Raw genomic sequence first — 23261 nt, forward strand, 5'->3', positions numbered from 1 at the left:
GGTTCGATCCGGAATCACCGGGGCATGGGAGCGACGATGGACGTGCATATCGGAATCGGGGCACTGGCGCGCCGGGCAGGCGTGGCCACGGAAACCCTGCGTTATTACGAACGGCTGGGCCTGATCGCGCCCAAACGGCGCACGACGGCGAACTACCGCATCTACGATCCGGCCACGGTGAAGAAGGTCGGTTTCATCCGCCAAGCGCAATCACTCGGTTTCTCACTGACCGAAATCAGCGAACTACTCTCCCTGCATAACCGCCCCACGGCGGACATGGCCGACGTCAAGCAGTTGGCCGAAGGCAAGATCGCGGATATCGATGAAAAAATCGCCGGTTTGCAGCGGATGAAATCCGGCCTGCTGGCACTCAGCACGCTATGCCCGGGCCATGGCCCGACTGCAGAATGCCCGATTCTCAATGCACTGGGCCAGGGGGATGAACCCAATGACACTCATGCCGGCGAAGATGGGGCCGGCACGGAGGGATCATGAATAGCACGACACCCGTTTCTGAACTGGCTATCGGTATCGAGGGCATGACCTGCGCCTCGTGCAGCACACGGGTCGAGCAGGCGCTGAATCGATTGCCCGGCGCGATGAGCGCAACCGTGAACCTCGCCACAGAACGCGCCGAGATACGCTATGACCCGGCACAGCTGAATGCCGAACGCATCGCCGAAGCCATCCGGGAGACCGGTTACACCCCGATGGTCGACGAAGCCGATCTCGCCGTGGTAGGCATGACCTGCGCATCCTGCGTCGGACGCGTCGAACGCGCGCTGCAACAAGCGCCCGGCGTGCTCGCGGCCACCGTGAATCTAGCGACCGAGCAGGCACATGTCCGCTTCGTTCCGGGCATGGTGAAACCGGATGAATTGGCAGCGGCAGTCGGCGCAGCGGGCTATACCGCCCACCCGTTGGGAAACGCGCGAGGCGATGTCAGTGACGCATCGTCCGCTGAGACAGACAAACGGCAGGCGCAACATCGCGCGATGAGACGCGACGTAATGCTCGCCGCAGCCCTTGCGCTTGTCATCATGGCCTTGGCCATGGGGCCGGACCTGATTCCGGCTTGGCAGCACACGCTTGAGGCAATCAGTCCGTTCACGCGCTTCTGGGACTGGGTACAGCTGCTGCTGGCCTCGATCGTCCTGTTCGGTCCGGGTGTGCGCTTTTTTCGTCCAGGATGGATTGCCTACCGGCATCTGTCGCCGGACATGAACTCGTTGGTGGCAACCGGCACCGGGTCGGCCTGGGCCTATAGCGCACTCGTGTTACTGGCCCCCGCCCTGTTCCCGCCCGAAGCGCGTCATGTCTATTTCGACTCGGCAGCCGTGGTCATTGCAGCCGTACTGGGCGGCAAGTATCTCGAAGCGATCGCCAAGGGACGTACCTCATCGGCCATTCGCAAACTGGTCGGCCTGCAGGCGAAAACGGCCCATCGTCTGGATGAAGCGGGTGTCGAGCAGGATGCACCGGTCACGCAAATCCGCGTGGGCGACCATCTGGTGGTCCGGCCCGGGGAGCGATTGCCGGTCGATGGGCGTATCGTCGACGGACAGGGGCACATCGATCAATCCATGCTGACGGGCGAACCACTCCCGGTCAGCAAGACTGCAAATGACGATGTGGTAGGCGGCACGGTCAACCTGGATGGGAAACTGACGATCGAAGCGACCTCCGTCGGGCGCGACACGGTGCTTGGCCAGATCATCCGGCTGGTCGAAAGTGCCCAGACGGGAAAGCTGCCCATACAGCGTCTGGCCGACCGCGTGGTCCGCATTTTCACCCCGGCGGTGCTCGTCATTGCCGCCGTGACCTTCATTGCCTGGCTGTTCCTTTCCGGCAATGTCAGCCTCGCGCTCGTGGCGGCAGTCTCCGTGTTGGTGGTGGCCTGTCCCTGCGCCATGGGGCTGGCGACGCCGGCGGCCATCATGGTCGGCACCGGCCGGGCGGCCGAACTCGGTGTGCTTTTCCGCAAAGGCGAAGCATTGGAGACCCTGTCGCATGTGGATACGGTGCTATTCGACAAGACCGGTACCCTCACCGAAGGCCGCCCCGTCCTCGCCAACCTGGGCGGATCAAACCCCGATGAGGCGCTCCGACTGGCTGCGGCGCTCGAAAGCGCCTCCGAGCACCCGCTGGGACGTGCCATCCTGGCGGCGGCAACGGAACGCGGCAAAACGATCCCGACGGTCTCCGATTTCCGGGCCATCCCGGGTCATGGCATCGAAGGCCGGGTGGAAGGCCGACTGATCCGAGTCGGCTCACGCCGTTTCATGGAACAACAAGGCGTCATTAGGGACATCGACCGGGACAACGTCGAGCGGGCGATCGGACGCGAAGAAAGCGGTCACACCGTAGTGTTCGCGGCTGTCGAGGACACGCTGCTCGGTTGGCTGGCCATCGCCGATCGCATCAAGCCACAAGCCCGGTCCGTCATACACGCGCTGCATGAACGCGGTCTGCGCGTGGTGATGGTGACCGGAGACGCGCACGGCACGGCAACGGCCGTGGCCACAGAACTCGGAATCGATGCGGTTCATGCCGAGGTGTTGCCGCAGGAAAAAAGTCAGGTGGTCACCGCGCTCCAGGAAAAAGGACAGCACGTCGCATTTGTCGGCGACGGTATCAACGACGCACCGGCACTGGCGCAGGCCGACGTCGGCATCGCGCTTGCTTCGGGTACGGACATCGCCATCGAAGCGGCGGACGTTACGCTCACGCATGGCGAACTGACGGGCGTGATCACTGCCCTGGATGCCGCTCGACGGACGCTCGGAAACATTCGCGGCAACCTGTTCTGGGCCTTTTTTTACAACATTCTGCTCATCCCCGTTGCGGCCGGCGTGGCCATTCCGCTCGGTATCCATCTCAACCCGATGGTGGCCGGCGTGGCCATGGGCCTGTCGTCGGTGTTCGTACTCGGCAACAGTCTGCGACTCAAGCGACTCGAATCGTTCGTCGGCGCGTCGACGGCGAACAGCCATACCGAGACCGGAGATCGAATCACCGCCGCGCGCCACCGGGATGACGCGCAGCCTGAACCCGATCAAACGGAAACCGTGTCCCCAAAAACAATGGCGCCAAAAACAATCGCGCCTGCGGAGCCAGCGCCCTCGGACAAGCGGCACATGCCCCATATGCACACCCTGCAAATTTCGGGCATGACCTGCGGGCACTGCGTGCGTGCGGCCACCCAGGCCCTGGAAAAGGTCCCCGGCGTCGAAAAGGCCGAAGTCTCGCTGACGCCCGGTACAGCAGTTGTGCGGGGCGATGCCGATCCGCAGGCGCTCGTCAACGCCATACGGGCAGCAGGCTACGAGGCGCAAATCGAGGATGACGTGCCGGCCCAAAAATCAAACGAAACGCCCGAAGACCGCGATCCGGTCTTGTTGTACACGAGTCCCGGCTGTCCGGATTGCGCCGCCGTCCGTCGCTACCTCGACACCCGTCACATTCCCTACGAAACGAAGGACATCACATCGGCGGGCGTTGCCGATGAAGTGAAATCGCGCTACGGGGTGCGTGTCGCGCCCGTGACCGTTATCGACGGCAAGGCGATCTGGGGGACGTTCGCCGAACAAAAACCACAGCTGGACGCCAGAATCACTCGTGATTAGCCGTGTGCCCCGGGCCCGCCGCGCGGCGGGAGCAAAGCGGCCACGGCCAGGCCAGCATGTCGTTTATCGGTAAATAACAGTGACTTAATTAGAAAACAACAATCTATATCATCGAAAAAACGGTGTACGCTTCGCGGGACAAGTTTGGACTTTCGGACCACAGCCCTCAGCCCCTACAGGAGCAAGAAGATGACTGCAACCAAACCCATCCCAGACGGCCAACATACCATCACGCCCTATTTGAGCATTCGTGGGGCCGATGCGGCCATCCGATTTTATCAACGAATATTCGGCGCAACCGAGATCGGGCGCTTGCTGATGCCCGGTGGCGATATCGGGCATGCGGAATTGCAAATAGGGGACACCCGATTCATGTTGGCCGAAGAAAACCCCGATTGGGGTAACAAAAGCCCGACAACCCTGGGAGGAACCCCCGTCACTATCGCGATCTATGTGGACGATGTCGATACCACCTACCAACGCGCACTCGACGCCGGTGCCACGGGCATCATGCCCGTCAAGGATGAGTTTTACGGTTCGCGCGTAGGCGTATTTTCCGATCCCTTCGGTCACAAATGGCATGTCATGACGCCCCTTGAAGTCGTGTCATTTGACGAGATGCAACGGCGAATTGATGCGATGTTTACGTAAACCGTATAGCGAACGAGGAAGACGCCGATGAACGACCGTTTCTCAAAATTACCCCCCTCCTGGCGAACCAGCGGCAAACCGCATTGGCACCTGCAACATCCAAATGATCAAGACGTAGAATTAGCTCGATAAGCGTTCAGAGAGCGGATAATTCACGGCCGCTAACGCTCGACGGCCACACAACACGTACGGAATAGCCACGATCTGCCCGGATCGGTGCGCCACATCCTGCTAAAATCCCCAGACTCGGGACGCCGATCCCACCGCGTTCACCCCCTCGTAATCACTCAACTCATATTCAATTTAAGGATCGACACGCATGTGCGGAATCTGTGGCTGGCTGGCAGCACCGGGACAACGACCTGACCTCGGTGCGGTACGGCGCATGATGGATCGGCTGGAACGACGCGGCCCCGACCATGAAGGCAGCTTTTCCGACGGACCGATGGCGCTGGGGCATCGCCGCCTGTCCATTCTGGATCTGAGCTTCCACGGCCATCAGCCGATGATCGACCGCGAACACGGCCTGGCGCTGGCCTTCAACGGCACCATCTACAACCATCCGGAACTGCGTGCCGAACTGCGCGGCCTCGGCCACCGCTTCGATTCGACCGGCGACACCGAAGTCATCCTCAAGGCCTATGCCCAATGGGGCGCGGACTGCGTGCGTCATCTGCACGGCATGTTCGCTTTCGCCCTGTGGAACCTGAAGACCGGCAGCCTGATCCTGGCCCGCGACCGGCTGGGCATCAAGCCCTTGTACTACACCGAAGACCCAGCCAACCCGCAGGCGCCGCTGCGCTTTGCCTCGTCGATCCCGGCCCTGCTCGCGGGCGGGACGGTGAATACCGAATTCGATCCCGTCGCCCTGCACCATCAGTTCACCCTGCACGGCGTGGTGCCCGCCCCGCACACGATCTTCCGCGGCGTGCGCAAGCTCGCGCCGGGCCACACCCTGCAGATCGAGGCCGACGGCCAGCGCAAGCTCACCCGCTACTGGCAGGTCGACACCGCCGAAGGCCCCGCGCACAGTGAGGCCGAATGGCAGGAACGGATCCACGACGGTCTGCTGCGCGCCGTCAAACGCCGCCTGGACATCAGCGACGTCCCGGTCGGCGTGTTGCTCTCGGGCGGACTGGACTCCTCGCTGATCCTCGCCCTGGCCGCCGAAGCGGGCATCACGCCGCAAACCTTCACCATCGGTTTCGAGGATCAGCCCGAGGAAAAGGGCAGCGAATTCGAATTCTCCGATCCGGTCGCCGAACGCTACGGGACGAAACACCATCGCTTCCACATCCCCAACAGCCAGGTGCTCGAACGCCTGCCGGAAGCCGTGCAGCAGATGAGCGAACCGATGTTCGGCCAGGATGCCGTGGCGTTCTACCTGCTCTCGGAACAGGTCGCCCGCGAGGTCAAGGTGGTGTTGAGTGGCCAGGGCGCCGACGAAGTCTTCGGCGGGTATTTCTGGTATCCGCAGATGGCCGCCGCCGACCGCGCCCATCCCGGCGACGACGTGGGGAATTTCGCCCCCTACTACTTCGACCGGGACCACGAGGAATTCCTGCAGATGGTCACGGCACCCTTCCGCGGCCCGGACCATACCCGCGAGCGGATTCGCCGGGAATTCGCCGGTCTGGGCGGCCAGAGCTACCTCAACCGCGTGCTGGGTCTCGATACCAGCACGCTGATCGTCGACGATCCGGTCAAGCGGGTCGACAACATGACCATGGCCTGGGGGCTGGAGGCACGCGTGCCTTTCCTCGATCACGAACTGGTCGAACTCGCCATGAAGATGCCCGCCGAATACAAGCTGGATCACGACGGCAAGGGCATGCTGAAGCGCATCGCGCGCGGGCGCATCCCGGATGCCGTCATCGACCGGCCCAAGGGCTATTTCCCGGTACCGGCGCTCAAGTACGTGCGCGGCCCGTTCTTCGAATTCATGCGCGACATCCTGTCCACGTCGACGGCGCAGCAGCGCGGCCTGTTCGAACCGGCTTACGTGAACCGCCTGCTGGCCGAACCGGACAAGCACTTCACCCGCCTGCAGGGCGCCAAGCTCTGGCATCTGGCGGTGTTCGAACTCTGGTTGCAGCAGCAGGGTGTCTGACCCACGCCCCATCCTCGACAGCTCGGCTTCGGGGCAGCCCGAAGCCCCCTCGCGCACCGGGAGACGCCCCAGCCGGTTCGGCACCCTGGGTCTGATCGCCGTCCTCGGCGGCCTGCTGGGCGCACTCGCCATCCTGATCGACAGCGGCCCTCCCCGCCCCTACGACGAACAGCTCATCCATATCCAGGCCGAACGGACGCTCGCACCGATCGATCCCCGGGTGATGAACGAACCCACTGATCTCCAGGCCCTGCTGCTCGCCTACGGCAGCACGGGCGACCGGGTGCTGCAACTCAAGGCCTGGATCGCCCTCGACACCTACCCCGGCATGACGCCGGAAATCCTCGACCGCTATGGCACCGCGCCCGAATTCCAGGCCATCCTGCGCCGCTACGGCGAGGCGATCATCCCCGTGATCCACTACTTCAGAGTCAACGACGTATTCGCCATTCAGGCCCAACGGGCCATCGGCAACACGATCCAGAGCACGACGGAATCCGCCCGCAAGCTCTGGGATAGTTTGTCGGGCCAGCCACAAAATACGGCCCCGCCAGCGGCCGCAGCGGCCGACACACCGGACAACCGGGGCTGGTACGCCATCCGGCAGATCGCCGCCGACGGCCACGACCTGCTCGGCCAGTTCGTGATCGACCGCAACGGCCAGGTCAGCCGCATCCAGACCAAGCGCGTCGCCCAGGACATCGGCGATTTCCTCACCGGCGGGATCGCCAATCTGGAACGGAAATCCGACACCGGCGCCACGCTTACCGCCGGCGATTACGTGGATGCCGCCACCGATGCCGTGTTCTTTGCCGCCGCCTTCAAGCTCTTGCGGGCCGGGCGAACCGTCGCAACGGCGGAAAAGGAAACGGCCGCCGCCGGGAAAGGCGCCCAGGCAGTCAATCAGGCGACGCTTCGTACCTCGGCAGCAGGCGGTACCGCACGGATGAGCCTCCTGCAGCGCACCCGGATTTTCGGCGCGGCACTGCTGCCCCGCTCGTCCTTCCTCGCCCGCCTGGGCACCTGGGGCGCCGTGATCGCCACGGGCTACGTGATCCTGCGTCACCCCTCGCTCATCAACAGCCTGCTGGCCGGGCTCGCACACACCCTCGGCGTCGCACCCGGAATCGTCCAGTTCGTCGGCTGGTTTCTCATCCTCGCTCTGCTGCTGTTCCTGGTGAGTGGGCTGCTGAATTTCTTCTGGCGGCCCGTCCGGCTAGGGCTGCATCTTGCCCGGGGCACGCGCCGCGTGCTGGTCGCCGTTTTCGTCCGGCTGCGCCGCCGGGGCTCCGCCACCGAGACACCGACCGGCAACCGGCCCCAATAATCGACTCGAAACATCTACCCGAATTGTCGGATCAAGCGGATGACACAACCGCCCCATTGACAAGTGCCGCGCGCTGATTTTGAATAACGCACAATATTCAAAATACCGTGTGGAACTGCAATCATGGCGAAACGCCCGCCCCAGTCCGAACCAATTGACACCGAAGCTCGGGAAATACCCGCCAAATCCCATGGCGGCGCCCGTCGCGGCGCCGGCCGCCCCAAGGGTCAGGGGCGTTTCCGGGAGCCAACCCGCCCCATCCGCGTGCCGGAAAGCCTGCTCGATACCGTCACGGACTGGCTGGCGCAGCAAGCCCAAACACAGTTCCCAACACAGGGCCGGAGCACGGAATCCGCGATCGCATCGAACGACGCCGATCACGGCCTGCCACCCCACCTTGTTTCCGATAAGGTCCTCCCGTTCCGCCGCCCGAATCGCCTGGCCGAACTCGACGACTTCCGCCGCCCCGTCGCCGATCCACATCCCTTGCCGTTGCCCCTCTACGGCAGCCGGGTCTCGGCCGGCTTTCCCTCCCCGGCGGACGACTACCTCGAAGACACCCTCGATCTGAACGAACACCTGATCGCCCACCCGGCGGCCACCTTCATGGTGCGCGTCTCCGGCGACTCGATGCTGGGTGCCGGCATCCATCCCGGCGACGTGCTGGTGGTGGATCGCGCGCTGGAAGCCACGGACGGACGGATCGTGATCGCCGTGCTCGACGGCGAACTCACCGTGAAACGGCTGTCGCTCAAGGGCACGACCGTGCGCCTGTTGCCGGAGAATCCCGACTACGCGCCGATCGTCGTCCGCGAGGCCCAGGACTTCCAGATCTGGGGCGTCGTCACCAGCGTGATCCACAAGCTGTGAAACCCGTCTTTGCCTTGGCCGACTGCAACAACTTCTATGCCTCCTGCGAACGGGTCTTCAACCCGAAGCTGGTGGGGCGGCCGGTGGTCGTGCTGTCGAACAACGATGGCTGCGTGATCGCCCGCTCGAACGAGGCCAAGGCGCTGGGCATTCCCATGGGCGCGCCCTACTTCCAGGTGAAAGCGCAGCTGGCCCAGGCCGGGGCCGCCGTGTTTTCCTCCAACTACACCCTGTATGGCGACCTCTCGCGGCGGGTGATGCAGACCCTCGCGCAGTTCTCCCCGGACATCGAGGTCTATTCCATCGACGAATGCTTTCTGGGACTCACCGGCTTCGCCGACCGCGATCTCACCGATTACGCCCAAACCATCCGGCGTACCGTCGGCCAATGGACCGGCATCCCCATCTCCATCGGTATCGCCCACAGCAAGACCCTGAGCAAGCTGGCCAATCACTTCGCCAAGAAGAACCCGCACCTGACCGACGGCGTCTGCGATCTGCGCGCGCCGGATCGTCTGGAGCGGGTGCTGGGCGTCACCGAGGTCGGCGACGTCTGGGGCATCGGCCGACGGCTATCCCGCCGGCTTCAGGCCGAGGGTATCGCCACCGCCCGTCAGCTGCGCGATGCGCCGCCCGAACTGATCCGCCGACGCTACAGCCTCTCCGTCGAACGGGTGGTCCGCGAACTGCGCGGCGAGTCCTGTATCGCCGTGGAAGAATTAGCGCCGCCCCGCCAGCAGATCATCGCCTCGCGCTCCTTCGGCCGCCGACAGACCGCCTTCACGGCGATCCGCGAGGCCGTGAGCAGTCACGTCAGCCGGGCCGCCGAAACGCTCCGGCAGGAGGGTTCGATCACCGGTGCCATCACGGTATTCCTGAACACCAGCCCCTTCGAGGACACCGGCGCCACCCCCTACTACAACAGCTTCACCGTCAACCTCCATCAGGCCACGGACGACACCGCCCAACTGCTGCGCTGCGCCCATGCCGCCCTGAAGCAGATCTACCGCCCCGGCCTGCGCTACCAGAAATGCGGCGTCATCCTGTTCGACCTCGGCCCGCTGCAAGGCAGCCAGGGCAGCCTGTTCAGCACGCAGACCGCGGACGACCGCACCCGCCGTCAGGCGCTGATGACCGCCATCGACCGGATCAACCTCAAGATGGGCCGCCGTCAGGTCCGTTTCGCCGCCGAAGGCTTCGAACACCGCTGGCAGATGCAACAGAGCCGGCGCACCCCGTCCTACACCACCCGCTGGGACCAACTCCCCGTCGTGGGATAACATCCCACACATCTGGTAAGCTGCCTTCGAGGTTCACGCGAGCAAGCTGCCGACGAATACCTTTGAAGCACGGATGCCGGACAAATCCGACCATGTCATGGATGGGGCGACACCTGCGCCATTTTGATCGAAATCCGATAGACTTGGCTGATATCTAACGTGAACGGTTGTATGGCTGCTCACGCAATAAAACAACTTATTTTTGATACTCAGGTACTTGCATTGTCTAAACGCAGCTCGAAGCCATCACACACCGAAACACTGGCTATCGTGGGCATGGCGTTCCGCCTGCCGGGCGATCTCGCCACACCCGATTCGCTTTGGGCGGCACTCAAGGAAGGCCGAGACCTGATCACCGAAGTCCCCGCCGAACGCTGGGCCACGGACACCCTGCAGCACCCGCGCCGCAACGAACCGGGCAAGAGTGTCACTTTCTCCGCCGGCGTACTGAGCGACATGGGTCAATTCGACCCCGCTTTCTTCGGCATCTCGCCGCGCGAAGCGAACAAGCTCGACCCGCAGCAGCGGCTCCTGCTGGAACTGACCTGGCGAACCTTCGAGGACGCCGGTGTGCCCGCCGAACGCATGGCCGGGAGCGATTGCGCCGTCTTCGTCGGCATCTCCGGCCTCGACTATGGCATGCGCATCCTCGACGACCTGTCGGGCATGGATGCCTACACCATGACCGGCAACACGCTCAGCATCGCGGCCAACCGGATTTCCTACACCTTCGACCTGCACGGCCCGAGCATGGCCGTGGACACCGCCTGCTCATCCTCGCTGGTCGCCCTGCACATGGCCTGCGAAGCCCTGCGGCGCGGCGAAGCGGGGGCGGCACTGGTCGGTGGCGTGAACATGCTGATGCACCCCTACCCCTTCGTCGGCTTTTCCAAGGCCTCGATGCTCTCCGGCAAGGGCCGATGCCGCACCTTCGCCGCCGGCGGCGACGGCTACGTCCGTTCGGAAGGTGGCGCCGTGCTACTCATCAAGACCCTGGAGCAGGCACAACGCGATGGCGACCGCATCCATGCACTGATCCGCGGCACCGGCACCAACGCCGACGGCGCCCGCAAGACCGGCCTGACCATACCCAGTCCCGATGGCCAGATGGAACTGATTCGCAGCGTGCTCGAACGCACCGGGCTCACCCCTGAGGACATCGACTATATCGAAGCCCACGGCACGGGCACTTCGGTGGGGGACCCCATCGAGACCCGCGCGCTCGGTCAGGCGCTCGGCCAATTCCGCCCCAAGGATGCCCCGCTGCCGGTTGGCTCCATCAAGAGCAATCTCGGCCACATGGAACCCGCTTCCGGCATGGCCGGCATGGTCAAGGCCATCCTGACGCTCAAGAACCGCGAGGTTCCCCCGTCGATCCACGCAGCGACCCTCAATCCCGACATCGATTTCGCCGGCCTGAACCTGAAAGTCGCCACCGAATCGATTCCCCTCACCGGCCGGGATCGACCGCTGCGCGTCGGCATCAACTCCTTCGGTTTCGGCGGTGCGAACGCCCACACCATTCTCGAGGAAGCCCCTGCGCAAGCCGCAGCGCAAGCCGCAGCGCCACGCGATCGCATGCCGCCGCTGGTGTTCTCCGCCCGCGCGGAAGAAGCGCTCGCCGAATACGCCCGCCAATACGAGACGCTGTTGAGCGAGCCCGATGCCGATTTCCCCGCCATCGCCCATAACGCGGCGCTGCGACGCGACTGGCTGGATCAGCGCTGCGCCGTGTTCGGCGACAGCGTCGAGGAAATTCGCGACCGGCTGTCGGCCCTGGCAGCGGGAGAATCGCCGCGTGGTGTCGTCCGCGAATCGGCGCTCGACAAGGTAAAGAACGACGACGGTTCGATCGCAGAGAACAAGGTCGCCTTCGTCTATTCCGGCAACGGCGCCCAGTGGCTGGGCATGGCACTCACCCTACGCAAGCAATCGCCCCGCTTCGCGCGGACGCTCGACGCCCTCGACAAGCAAATCAAACCGCACGCCGGCTTCTCGATCATCGAGGAGCTGGAAGCCACGGCCGAGCACAGCCGAATGAGCGACACCGCCGTCGCCCAGCCCCTGCTCTTCGCCATCCAGGTTGGCATCACCGAACTCCTGCGCGACGACGGCATCGAGGCCGATGCGGCCATCGGCCATAGCGTTGGGGAAGTTGCCGCCGCCTGGGTCACCGGCATCTACACGCTCGAACAGGCGATCGACGTCGTCTGCAAGCGTAGCCATGCTCAGGCGAAAACCCACGGCAACGGCAAGATGATGGCTGTCGGACTTTCGGCCGACGCCATCCCCGAGCTGATCGCCGAAGCGGGACTGAAGGACGACTGGATCGAAATCGCCGCAATGAACGACCCGGCCTCCGTTACCCTGGCGGGCGATCCGGACGTGCTGGTCCGATTCAGCGACTGGCTGGACGACCGGGGCGTCTTCAATCGCGTGCTGGATCTCGAATACGCCTTCCACAGTCGCGCCATGGACCCGATCCAGGCCGAAATCCTGGAAACCATGGCGGATTTGAAACCGGCAGCGGGCAATGGCCGATTCGTGTCCACCGTCACCGGAGACTGGTGCCCCGGCACGCAACTGACCGCGCAATACTGGTGGCACAACGTTCGCGACGCCGTGCACTTCACCCAGGCCACGGAAAAACTCATCGACGCCGGTTGCCGCATCTTCGTCGAAATCGGCCCGAACGCGATTCTGCAACGCTACCTGACCCAATGCGCCGGCAAATCCAACACGTCGGTCCGCATTTTGCCGACCCAGCGCAAGGATGCCGACCAGTGGATCGACCTCAATGAAGCCATTCATCGAATCCACCTGCTGCGCGGCCCATCGTCGCTCCGGACCCGCCTGCCCGCAACGGCGCCGCTACTCGATCTGCCGAGCTATCCCTGGCAGCGTCAGCATTACTGGATCGAACAGACGCCCGAAGGCTACGATCTGATCCGGCGCAACCGCATCCACCCATTGCTCGGCTACCCGCTCAAGGAACTGGAGGCTGGCTGGGAAAACACCCTCGATCCCGAAACCCTGCCCTATCTGGCCGATCACGCCGTCGGCGGCGCCGTCGTCATGCCGGGCGCCGGCTATGCCGAAATGGCCCTCACGGCTGCCAAGCTGCACTTTGCGATCGATGCCATCGATATCGAAGAACTGGAAATCGTGCAGCCGCTGGTGTTCGAGGCTAATCAGGCCCGACTCGTCCGTCTGGTGCTGACCCCGCGCGACGGCAGCTTCCAGATTCTCAGCCGCCCCCGCGTGTCCTCGGACGACTGGAGTCTGCATGCCGCCGGTCGTGTACTCGGTGCGCCGCTCACGGAACTGACCGAAACCCTGCGCCCGCTCGATGCGAATACGGCACCGAACGCGGACGTCGTCAGCGGCACTGAACACTATGAAATCGCCGAACGCATCGGCCTGAACTACGGCCCGGCGTTCCAGGGGCTCTCCGAAGTCCGCGTCCTGGGCGACGCGCTCGAAGGCACCATCACCCTCCCGGAATCCCTGAGCCACGCGCCCGACCACCTGTTGCACCCGGCCGTACTCGATCTCTGCTTTCAGGCCCTGATCAGTCACCAGCGTGCGGAAATCCGCTCCGGGCATGGCGTCACCCTGCTGCCGGTCAAGATCGGCCGCCTGCAATGGCAGGACACCGGACGCCCGATTACCAGCCTGCGCGGAGCCCTGCGACGCCACAGCCCGCATTCCGCGCTGGCGGATTTCGAACTCTTCGACGACTGCGGCGCCCTGGTCGTCCGTGCTCACCAGTGCCGCTTCCGGGCCTCGACGATTCAGCAATCCGAAACCGCCGCACCGCCGCGCTGGCAGATCGACGCGATCCCCAAGCCCCATCAGGAAAATCGCACGTCGGCACTCATCCGCACGCCGGACGAATGGGCCGCGCTGGCCTCCCAGGTCCCCCTGTCTGCCGCAACTGCCACGGCGCGCCAGACCTATCACCAGGAAATCAGTCCCCTGCTGGACGCGCTGGTTTCCGCCTACGTCTATGAAACCTACGCCGATCTCGCCGCTAGCGGCTGGATTGCGTCCCATGCCGATCAGGGCCTCATCACCCCGGCCTCCCGAGCCATGCTGGACTGGATGCGCGACGTCCTCACCCGTCAGGGCTGGCTCCAGACGGACGATGCCGGCAACGAAACGCTGGACACAACCGAAGCGCCACCCGAATCGGCGCTGATCTGGACGACGCTCATGAGCGAATATCCGGCCTGCGCGCCGGAAATCACACTGATCGGGCGTGTTGGGCGGGCCCTGCCGGAACTGATCCGCGGCGAGCGCGATGCAGGAGTCTGGGCGGCGGAAATCACCTCGGGCGCCCAATATGACCAGGTCGGCGAATCGGGCATCAGCCTGGCGGGCACGCGAATCCTGCTGAACCAGACCTGGCGGGCCATCCTCGCCGACACGCCCCAGGAGGCACCGCTGCGCATCCTCGTGATCGGCTCGGCACAAACCGGCCTGATCGACGAACTCATACCGCAGACCACGCACCGGCCGATCGAACTCGTCATCACACATCCCGACGCGGAGCAACGCAACGATCTGCGCAGCCTGTACGATCGAACCGCCGCACTCGTCGTGGCGGACCTGGATGCACAGACCGGACAACTCAGCGCCACGCATGCCCTGCCGGCCCATTTCGATCTGATGCTGTTCCCGGAAGGCGTACACACGCTGGAGCACCATCCGGCGCTGCTGCGGCAACTGCGTCAGAAGCTCGCCCAGGGCGGCCTACTGCTGCTTGCCGAACAGGCCCCTTCCCTCTTCTCGGAATTCATTCATCTGACGGACGACCGCTGGTGGCAACAGCAGACGGCCACGCGCCGCAGTCCGCTTCGCCCGGCCAGCCATTGGCGAACCGCCCTGTCCGGATGGGGCTACGAAGGGCTGCACGTCCGTCACGAATCCGATGACGAACTGCAGAGCGGCGGTTATCTCGTTATCGCCGCACCGACAACCACCGCCCCGGCACCCATCGCCACGGAAACCCCGGAAACAGAGGTTTCCGGTTGGCTGCTGTTGAGCGGCAAGGACGATCAGGCCACGGCCTGGGGCCACCGGCTGGCGGCACTGCTCGATCAGAATGGGCAGCGCGTCGCCCTGTTCGCCGAACTCGATACCCTGACGGCCGAAGACATGTCGGCACTGCTGGAACAGACCGATCAGCAGATTGGCCCACTGAACCACGTTGTCGATCTCGCCGCACTGGCCGGCCCCGGCCCGATGCCGGGCGAGACCGGCCAGGCCCTCTGCCTGCGCGCCCTCGACCTGCTGCACACGCTGGAAGAATACAACGGCACCCCGCCCCGACTGTGGTGGTTCGCCCCGGGCGGCGCCCTCGTCGGATCGCCCCGGCCGGACGCCAATCCCGCATCGGCGGCACTCTGGGGCATGGCGCGCGTCGCGATGAACGAATATCCAGGGCTGGACATCACCCTGATCGACATTCCCGCAATCGGCACCGACCCCGCGACGACGGACGTGCCCCCCGCGGACGATCCGCTACTCGTCACCGTCCTGCGCGAATTGACCGGGACCGACCCGGAACGCGAAGTCATCCTCACGGATCAGGGTCGTTTCGTGCCGCGCATGCGTCCCGCGGACACCACCGATACCGCAACATCGGTTCCGGCCGATCGATACCACCTGCAGTTCGATACGCCGGGCCAGCTGCGCAACCTCAAGTGGCGCGCCTTCCCTGAGCGTGCCCTGTCTGCCAACGAGATCGAAGTCCAGGTCAAGGCGGTCGGTCTCAACTTCCGCGACGTGATGTACGCCATGGGCCTGCTGAGCGACGAAGCCGTCGAAAACGGTTTCTCCGGCCCGAGCCTGGGCCTGGAGTTTTCGGGCGTCGTCTCACGCATCGGCGCGGGCGTCACCCACGTCAAACCGGGCGACGACGTTCTCGGATTTGGCCCGCAATGCTTCGCCAGCCACGTCATCACTCATGCCGGTGCCGTCGCGCGCAAACCCGAGAACTGGAGTTTTGCCGAGGCGGCCACCGTGCCGACCGTGTTCTTCACTGTCTACTACGCGCTGGCGCATCTCGCACAACTCAGCGAAGGCGAGCGCGTACTGATCCATGGTGCTGCCGGCGGTGTCGGCATCGCTGCCATCGAAGTCGCCCGACATCTGAAGGCGGAAATTCACGCCACGGCCGGCAGCGACGAAAAGCGGGATTTCGTCGCCCTGATGGGTGTCGATCACCGGTACAGCTCGCGCGATCTGGCCTTCGCGGATCAGATCATGAGCGCCACCGGCGGCCAAGGCATCGACGTGGTCCTGAACTCCCTGGCCGGCGAAGCCATCAATCGCAACCTGCACATCCTCCGACCGTTCGGGCGCTTCCTGGAACTCGGCAAGCGCGACTTCTACGAAAATACCCACATCGGCCTGCGTCCGTTCAAGGACAACCTGAGCTACTTCGGCATCGATGCCGACCAACTCATGGCGGCACGTCCCGAATTGGCGGCCAAACTCTTCAGCGAAGTCATGGCCCTGTTCCACGACGGGGTACTGCACCCGCTCCCTCATCGCATCTTCCCGGCCGAGCAGGTCGTCGATGCCTTCCGCTACATGCAGCAGGCCAAGCAGATCGGCAAGGTCGTCGTCACCCTGGAAACACCGCCGCCGATCATTGAACCTGCCCGAGCATCACGGGGAACGTCCGAAACGAACGAACCGTTGCTCTGCCAGGCGGACGGCAGCTATCTCGTCAGCGGCGGCCTGACCGGCTTCGGCTTCGAAACCGCACGCTGGCTACTGCAACGCGGTGCCGGTCAGGTCGTTCTCCTGGGCCGGCGCGGCCTGGACACCCCGGGCATCGCCGACCGACTGGATGAACTCGGCGCGGACGGCAGCCGTGTGCGCGTCGTGGCCTGCGACGTCACGGACGCGGAATCGGTCACGAACGTCATTCAGGAAATTGCCCAGAATGGCCCCGCGCTTCGGGGTGTGATTCACGCCGCCATGGTGCTTGACGATGCATTGGTGCACAATCTTGATGCGGAGCGGTTCCAAAAAGCCTTTGCGCCCAAAGTACAGGGTGCCTGGAACCTGCACACCGCAACCCAAAACAGTTTGCTGGACTTTTTCGTTGTGTATTCATCCGCTACGACCTTCATCGGAAACCCTGGTCAGGCTAATTATGTGGCAGCAAATGGGTTCCTTGAGACACTGATGCACCAGCGTCGCGCGCAACATTTGCCAGGTACTGCACTCTGCTGGGGCCCGCTGGGTGATGTGGGTTACCTTGTGGACAACCAGAACGTTCAGGAAGGTTTGGAAGCCCGTATCGGCGGCAAGGCCGTAACAGCGAGCGAAGCCCTTGATGCACTTGAGGAATCGCTCACGCATGACTTGCCCACTCGCGCCGTGATGCGCCTGGACTGGCATGCCCTGGAACGCGCCCTGCCCGCTGCCTCCGCCATGACCTTCGAACCGCTCCGGCGCACGGCCGGCCGGGCCGCCCAGATCCAGACCGGCGATATTCGCGCCCTGCTGAAGGACTGTACGCCAGAGGAAGCGCTCAAGCAGATCGCGGAAATGCTCGCCGATGAAGTGGCTCAGGTGCTCGGTCTCTCGGTCGAACGCATCGATCGCAAGAAATCGCTGTTCGACATGGGGCTCGACTCACTCATGGGCGTGGAACTTGCATTGGGAATCGAGAAGCGATTCAGCGTGCACATGCCCGCAATGGTTCTGAACGAAGGACCGACCATCGACCGACTCGCCGAACGGGTGTACCACCACCTCTTCGAAAACCAGAGCACGAAGACGGAAACGCAGCGCATGGAAGACATCGTTCGACATATGGCGGTCATCCATTCCGCCGATGCCGACGAAACCGAAATCGCAGAAATGGCCGATATGGCCCGGAGCATGAAAGACACGGTGAAAACATCATGAAACCCCCGCTGAACACTGACTTGGAGCACCCCGAAGTCGCCACGCGCTCGACCGCCGATAGTCGGACGGCGGCGGGTATGCATCAAGACAAGTCAACCGACAAGCTCAGCGGTGACAGCAAGCAGAATCTGATTCGTCGTTTCTTCGGCGCATCGCGCAATGCCGGTGACACGGCTTCCACCTCCACCGACGCTGCCGCTGGCTGCAGCCATGTCGCCGAGGAACTCACCCGCTTCGACGCCTTTCCGGGTTATCAGCAGGTCTTGATTCCCCAGGCGGCCGCGCGCCGCATCGGCCTGGACAATCCGTTCTTCCGTGCTCATGAAGGCGTCGCCGGTGCCACCACGCGCATCGCCGACCGCGAGTGCATCAACTTCGCGAACTACAACTACCTAGGGCTTTCGGGCGATCCGCGCGTCAACGCTGCCGCACAAAAGGCAATCGAGCAATACGGCACCTCAGTCTCCGCCAGTCGGGTCGTCTCCGGCGAGCGTCCCATCCACCAGGCGCTGGAACAGGCCATCGCCAAAGCCTACGGGGTGGATGACACCCTCGCCTTCGTCAGCGGCCACGCCACCAATGTCTCTGCGATCGGCCATCTGTTCGGCCCGAAGGATCTCGTCCTGCACGATTCCCTGATCCACAACAGCGTGATGATGGGCATTCAGCTGGGCGGCGCCCAACGCCGGGCATTCCCGCACAACGACTGGGCCACCCTGGAACAAATCCTCGCCGACATGCGCGACCGCTATCAGCGCGTGCTCATCGTCATCGAGGGTCTTTACAGCATGGATGGGGATATCCCCGACCTGCCCCGCTTCATCGATATCAAGCGACGCTACCAATCCTTCCTGATGGTGGACGAGGCGCACTCCTTCGGCGTGCTCGGCGCCCGCGGCATGGGCATTGCCGAACACTTCGGGATTGCGGGCAAGGATGTGGACATCTGGATGGGCACATTCAGCAAGAGTCTGGCCGGCTGTGGCGGCTACATTGCCGGCGAGAAAGCACTGGTCGAGCACCTGCGCTATGCCGCGCCCGGGTTCGTCTACAGCGTCGGCATGGCCCCGCCGCTTGCCGCCGCCTCCCTGGAAGCCCTGCACATCATCCAGGCAGAACCGGAGCGGGTCGCCCGACTTCAGGAACGTGGCCATTATTTCCTGCAAAAGGCAGGCGAACTCGGCATGAACACAGGCCTGAGCCAAGGCTATTGTGTCGTACCCATTGTCATTGGTCAGTCACTGAAGGCCGTTAAGTTGTCAAACCAGCTTCTGACCCAAGGCATCAACGTACAGCCCATCATTCACCCAGCCGTCGAAGAAAAAGCCGCAAGACTCCGGTTTTTCATCTCCAGCGAACATACAAAAACACAAATCGATTACACATTGAATACGTTAAAGACCATCATCTAAGTACGGAATAAACATGACAAACGCTCTCTTCCCAGTAATTTTGTGTGGTGGCGCGGGTTCGCGCCTTTGGCCCCTATCTCGAGAGCTGCATCCCAAACCCTTCATTCGCCTACCGGATGGGCAGAGCCTGCTTCAGAAAGCCTTTTTGCGTGCAGCGGGTTTAACTGGCACCCGGCAGGTCATCACTGTGACCAATCGAGATCTGGTCTTCAAAATCGAAGACGAACTCAATGAGGTCAATCAGGACAATCTGGCCATCTCCTTGATTCTTGAGCCATCCGCTCGCAACACGGCTGCCGCCATCGCCTCTGCGGCACTGATGGTTGCCCGGAAGGATCCCCAGGCTTTGTTGCTCGTGCTGGCAGCAGACCACCTGATCGAAAACAAGGTAGCCTTCGAGGAAGCCGTCAATCAGGCCAAGCAGTTGGCCGAAAAAGGGCGCCTCGTCACCTTTGGTATCAAGCCGAACCAGCCGGAAACCGGTTATGGTTACATCGAATATCAGGAGAATCAGGTCATCCGCTTTGTCGAAAAACCGGACCTGCCTACGGCCATCGAGTTTGTCGCCAGCGAGCGCTTTCTGTGGAACTCCGGCATGTTCTGCTTCAAGGCCCAAACGGTACTCGACGAGCTGGACAAATATGCACCGGAAATCCTCGACGCTGTCCGTGAAACCATTAGTCATTCCAAAATCTCGCAGGGCGTGACCAACAACAACGACTTCTTCCACTGCGAGCTGAACGCCGACGATTTCACCCGCGTCCCGGAAGAGTCCTTCGACTACGCGGTCATGGAACGCACCGAGAATGCAGCCGTAGTCCCGAGCGACATCGGCTGGAGCGACATCGGTTCTTGGCAGGCGCTGGGTGCCATCGGCCAAACGGATGGATCCGGCAACCGTCTGGATGGCGAAGTCATCATGCACGACGTGCACGACTGTTACATTCGCAGCGACAACCGTCTGGTCGGCGCCGTGGGCGTGGAAAACCTCGTCATCATCGACACGCCCGATGCCCTGCTGGTGGCGCACAAGGAGCGTAGCCAGGAAGTCAAACACCTGTTCAAGCAACTGAAGACTGCCGGCCACGAAGCCCATCGCCTGCATCGCACGGTACACCGCCCCTGGGGCACCTACACCGTGCTCGAGGAACGGCCGGACTTCAAGATCAAGCGCATCGTCGTAAAACCGGGCGCAACCCTCTCCCTGCAAATGCACCATCACCGCAGCGAACACTGGGTGGTCGTGAGCGGTATGGCCAAGGTAGTGAACGGAAACAAGGAAATCCTGCTGGCAGCCAACGAGTCCACCTACATCCCGGCCGGTCAGAATCATCGGCTGGCCAACCCCGGCATGATTGACGTCGTCCTCATCGAAGTCCAGACCGGTCAATACCTGGGCGAAGACGATATCGTCCGCATCGAAGACGTATACGGTCGCGCACCAATAGAAACAACCAACAAATAACAAAATGAAAAAAAAATTAACAAATTTATTCATATTCAAAAACAAGCTATTCACAACAGTAGTAGCAGTACCAACATTGATATCGGTTTTATATTTCGGATTTATTGCATCAGATGTATATGTTTCAGTGTCAACACTTGTAATTAGGACCCCGGAACATTCAACACCATCAGTACTCGGTCAATTTTTACAAGGAGTAGGTTTTAACACATCACAAAACGACTCTTTTACAGTAAAGGATTACCTGACATCCAGAGACGCAATGAACTCATTAATCAGCAAAATGAATCTGCGTCAAGAATTCGAGAACAAAAACATAGACCCATTCAATAGATTTGGAGGTCTAATATACTGGGAAAACAATCTAGAAAACTTCTATAAATACTATGAAAAAAAAGTCAGCACCAAAATTGATCCATTATCAAGCATTCTTACATTAACGACACGCGCTTACACAGCAAAAGATGCATATCAAATGAATTCGCTGCTACTGAAACAAGCAGAAGGCCTGGTAAATAAATTGAATGATCGCGCCCAGCGCGACATGATAGGATTCGCAGAAGAAAATCTCACAAAGGCAGAAAACAAAGCAAAAGCCGCTTCATTAGCGATGGGGAAATATCGAAATCAATTCGGAGTAATTAACCCTGAAAAGCAGTCAGCAATACCATTGCAGCAGATCGCTAGGCTTCAAGACCAATTGCTAGCAACAAAAGTACAGATAATACAAATACAAACACTAACCAAAAACAACCCTCAACTACCAACACTCAAAGAACGTGCAGAATTACTAAAAAATGAAATAGCCCAAGAAACAGCCAAAGTAGCAGGATCAAGCGACAAATCACTCGCAAGCAAAGCAATAGAATATGAACGCTTATCACTCGATAACGAATATGCAGAGAGAGAGCTGATGAGCGCCATGGCATCTCTACAACAAGCAAGAACCCAAGCACAACGACAACACATATATATAGAAAGAATCAGCGAGCCAAATACGCCCGACTCACCAACTGAACCCAAGAGAGCACAAGGCATACTGGCAACATTACTACTATCGCTAATTGTATGGGGTATTTTAAGCATCCTTAATGCAGGCGTACGTGAGCATTATGACAGATAACACAGCCCCAAAATTCATAGACCAGTTAAGAATACAACTCAGAGTAATATGGGCACTTACTCTGCGCGAAATGATAACGAGATACGGCAGGGAAGGTATAGGGATTATTTGGATCATTGCAGAACCTGCGATGTTTATCGTAGGCGTAATGATTATTTTTTCAGCTGCAGGTCACTCAGAGTTCACTGGGACTACGGTAGCAGAGTATCTAGCAGTCAGTTACCCTACTCTGCTTTTATGGAGGAATGGAACGGGGCGAGTAGTAAAAGCAGTTGACATAAATCGAGCTCTACTCCATCACAGGCCAGTGCGCCCTACAGATATTATTTATTCAAGAATTCTTCTAGAGTTCTCAAGTGCCACCGCATCCTTTTTAATATTATATTTGATTTTTGTAGCAATAGGAATTTGCGAGTGGCCAGCAAATCTACTTACAATGATAACTGGATACATAATGGTGGTCTGGTTTTCATTTTCATTTGTACTATTCATGGCGGCACTATCCGAGCTTAGCGAGGCGATTGAAAGAGTATCTCACATTATTCTATACCTAAATCTACCATTTTCAGGTGTTTTCATAACAGCAGCAGCCGTTCCAGAACCATACAGAGATTATCTTTTACTATTCCCGCTAGTAAACTGTGTTGAGTGGTTCCACGATGGCTACTATGGGGATCGACTTCCAACATATTACAATCCTGAATACACGATAATCATGCTTTTATTAACAACACTCATTAGCTACGCTTTAACAAATATTGCGAACAGACGCGTACAAAGCACCTGAAAGAAAACCATGCTAACACTCGAAAATATAAGCAAAAGGTATCCAATCCATCACGGCAAGTCCGAAAGGACCGTTCTTGACGGGATAAGCATCAGAATCAAACCAGGGGAAAAATGGGGGATTTTAGGAAGAAATGGCGCAGGGAAATCGACGCTTATTAGAATAATAAGCGGTGCAGAAATCCCTACTTCGGGGTCAGTAAAAAGAGACATGTCAATATCCTGGCCATTAGCATTTGGCGGTGCTTTCCAAGGAAGTTTAACAGGAAGAGACAATGTCAAACTAATATCCAGAATCTACAATGTAGACTTTGAAAAAACAATAAAGCTAGTTGAGGACTTTGCAGAACTAGGGCCTTACCTAAACGAGCCAGTAAAAAACTACTCATCGGGGATGAGCTCACGACTGGCTTTCGCAATTTCAATGTCAATAGAATTTGACTGCTTCTTAATTGATGAAGGGATGTCAGTTGGGGACCATAGATTTCACCAAAAGTGCAACGTCGAACTCTTTGATAAAAGAGGAGATCGCGCGATGATTATCGTCGCCCACCAAACGGATCTAATTGCCAACCATTGCACAAACGCCGCGATTTTAGATGGCGGTAAATTAATCGAACACAGCTCTGTGAGTGAAGCCATAGAGCACTATCACTCTTTATAACCCAAATCAATAATA

13 protein-coding genes are annotated in these 23261 nt (G+C 60.7%); all 13 read left to right on the forward strand.

The genetic code is table 11. The features are described from left to right. The first annotated feature begins 24 nt into the window (after window positions 1-24). Window positions 25-495 carry a heavy metal-responsive transcriptional regulator gene (locus A9404_RS03585; RefSeq protein WP_066098745.1) on the forward strand — a complete coding sequence of 157 codons (471 nt, stop codon included), beginning with the start codon at window positions 25-27 and terminating at the stop codon, window positions 493-495. Then, on the forward strand, window positions 492-3626 hold the full coding sequence (locus A9404_RS03590) for a CopZ family metallochaperone (protein WP_197490422.1): 3135 nt from the start codon (window positions 492-494) through the stop codon (window positions 3624-3626). The genes A9404_RS03585 and A9404_RS03590 overlap by 4 nt, the downstream gene beginning before the upstream one ends. Before the next feature lie 189 nt (window positions 3627-3815). Then, on the forward strand, window positions 3816-4277 hold the full coding sequence (locus A9404_RS03595) for a VOC family protein (protein ID WP_066098747.1): 462 nt from the start codon (window positions 3816-3818) through the stop codon (window positions 4275-4277). A gap of 319 nt (window positions 4278-4596) precedes the next feature. Then, window positions 4597-6387 (forward strand): N-acetylglutaminylglutamine amidotransferase, encoded by a 1791-nt coding sequence (locus A9404_RS03600; protein ID WP_066098749.1) that lies wholly within the window; start codon window positions 4597-4599, stop codon window positions 6385-6387. Next, complete coding sequence (locus A9404_RS03605) at window positions 6380-7714, forward strand: hypothetical protein (protein WP_066098751.1); 1335 nt, start codon at window positions 6380-6382, stop codon at window positions 7712-7714. The genes A9404_RS03600 and A9404_RS03605 overlap by 8 nt, the downstream gene beginning before the upstream one ends. Window positions 7715-7837: 123 nt before the next feature. Further along, window positions 7838-8584 carry a translesion error-prone DNA polymerase V autoproteolytic subunit gene (locus A9404_RS13750; protein WP_082922707.1) on the forward strand — a complete coding sequence of 249 codons (747 nt, stop codon included), beginning with the start codon at window positions 7838-7840 and terminating at the stop codon, window positions 8582-8584. Next, window positions 8581-9864 carry a Y-family DNA polymerase gene (locus tag A9404_RS03615; RefSeq protein WP_066098753.1) on the forward strand — a complete coding sequence of 428 codons (1284 nt, stop codon included), beginning with the start codon at window positions 8581-8583 and terminating at the stop codon, window positions 9862-9864. The genes A9404_RS13750 and A9404_RS03615 overlap by 4 nt, the downstream gene beginning before the upstream one ends. Window positions 9865-10086: 222 nt before the next feature. Next, a complete protein-coding gene (locus A9404_RS03620; protein WP_197490423.1) occupies window positions 10087-17796 on the forward strand; it encodes a type I polyketide synthase in 7710 nt (2569 codons plus the stop codon). Continuing rightward, window positions 17793-19208 (forward strand): aminotransferase class I/II-fold pyridoxal phosphate-dependent enzyme, encoded by a 1416-nt coding sequence (locus tag A9404_RS03625; protein WP_231880941.1) that lies wholly within the window; start codon window positions 17793-17795, stop codon window positions 19206-19208. The genes A9404_RS03620 and A9404_RS03625 overlap by 4 nt, the downstream gene beginning before the upstream one ends. Before the next feature lie 13 nt (window positions 19209-19221). Beyond that, window positions 19222-20673: a mannose-1-phosphate guanylyltransferase/mannose-6-phosphate isomerase gene (locus A9404_RS03630; protein ID WP_066098755.1), complete on the forward strand. Its 1452-nt coding sequence runs from the start codon at window positions 19222-19224 to the stop codon at window positions 20671-20673. Between the two features lie 4 nt (window positions 20674-20677). Next, window positions 20678-21796, forward strand: a complete 1119-nt coding sequence (locus tag A9404_RS13090) for a hypothetical protein (RefSeq protein ID WP_082922709.1) — start codon at window positions 20678-20680, stop codon at window positions 21794-21796. Continuing rightward, window positions 21786-22583, forward strand: a complete 798-nt coding sequence (locus tag A9404_RS13095; protein ID WP_082923007.1) for an ABC transporter permease — start codon at window positions 21786-21788, stop codon at window positions 22581-22583. The genes A9404_RS13090 and A9404_RS13095 overlap by 11 nt, the downstream gene beginning before the upstream one ends. A 9-nt stretch (window positions 22584-22592) precedes the next feature. Further along, window positions 22593-23246 (forward strand): ABC transporter ATP-binding protein, encoded by a 654-nt coding sequence (locus A9404_RS03635; RefSeq protein WP_066098757.1) that lies wholly within the window; start codon window positions 22593-22595, stop codon window positions 23244-23246. Window positions 23247-23261 lie beyond the last annotated feature (15 nt).

The organism is Halothiobacillus diazotrophicus (genome assembly GCF_001663815.1).
GTDB classification, from domain to species: domain Bacteria; phylum Pseudomonadota; class Gammaproteobacteria; order Halothiobacillales; family Halothiobacillaceae; genus Halothiobacillus; species Halothiobacillus diazotrophicus.

Excerpts from the sequence above, each read along its gene's own strand:
- A9404_RS03625 (WP_231880941.1), top strand. The coding sequence starts at position 17,793 with ATGAAACCCCCGCTGAACACTGACTTGGAGCACCCCGAAGTCGCCACG.
- A9404_RS03635 (WP_066098757.1), top strand. The coding sequence starts at position 22,593 with ATGCTAACACTCGAAAATATAAGCAAAAGGTATCCAATCCATCACGGC.
- A9404_RS03590 (WP_197490422.1), top strand. The coding sequence starts at position 492 with ATGAATAGCACGACACCCGTTTCTGAACTGGCTATCGGTATCGAGGGC.
- A9404_RS03595 (WP_066098747.1), top strand. The coding sequence starts at position 3,816 with ATGACTGCAACCAAACCCATCCCAGACGGCCAACATACCATCACGCCC.
- A9404_RS03600 (WP_066098749.1), top strand. The coding sequence starts at position 4,597 with ATGTGCGGAATCTGTGGCTGGCTGGCAGCACCGGGACAACGACCTGAC.
- A9404_RS03585 (WP_066098745.1), top strand. The coding sequence starts at position 25 with ATGGGAGCGACGATGGACGTGCATATCGGAATCGGGGCACTGGCGCGC.
- A9404_RS13095 (WP_082923007.1), top strand. The coding sequence starts at position 21,786 with ATGACAGATAACACAGCCCCAAAATTCATAGACCAGTTAAGAATACAA.
- A9404_RS13090 (WP_082922709.1), top strand. The coding sequence starts at position 20,678 with ATGAAAAAAAAATTAACAAATTTATTCATATTCAAAAACAAGCTATTC.
- A9404_RS03630 (WP_066098755.1), top strand. The coding sequence starts at position 19,222 with ATGACAAACGCTCTCTTCCCAGTAATTTTGTGTGGTGGCGCGGGTTCG.
- A9404_RS13750 (WP_082922707.1), top strand. The coding sequence starts at position 7,838 with ATGGCGAAACGCCCGCCCCAGTCCGAACCAATTGACACCGAAGCTCGG.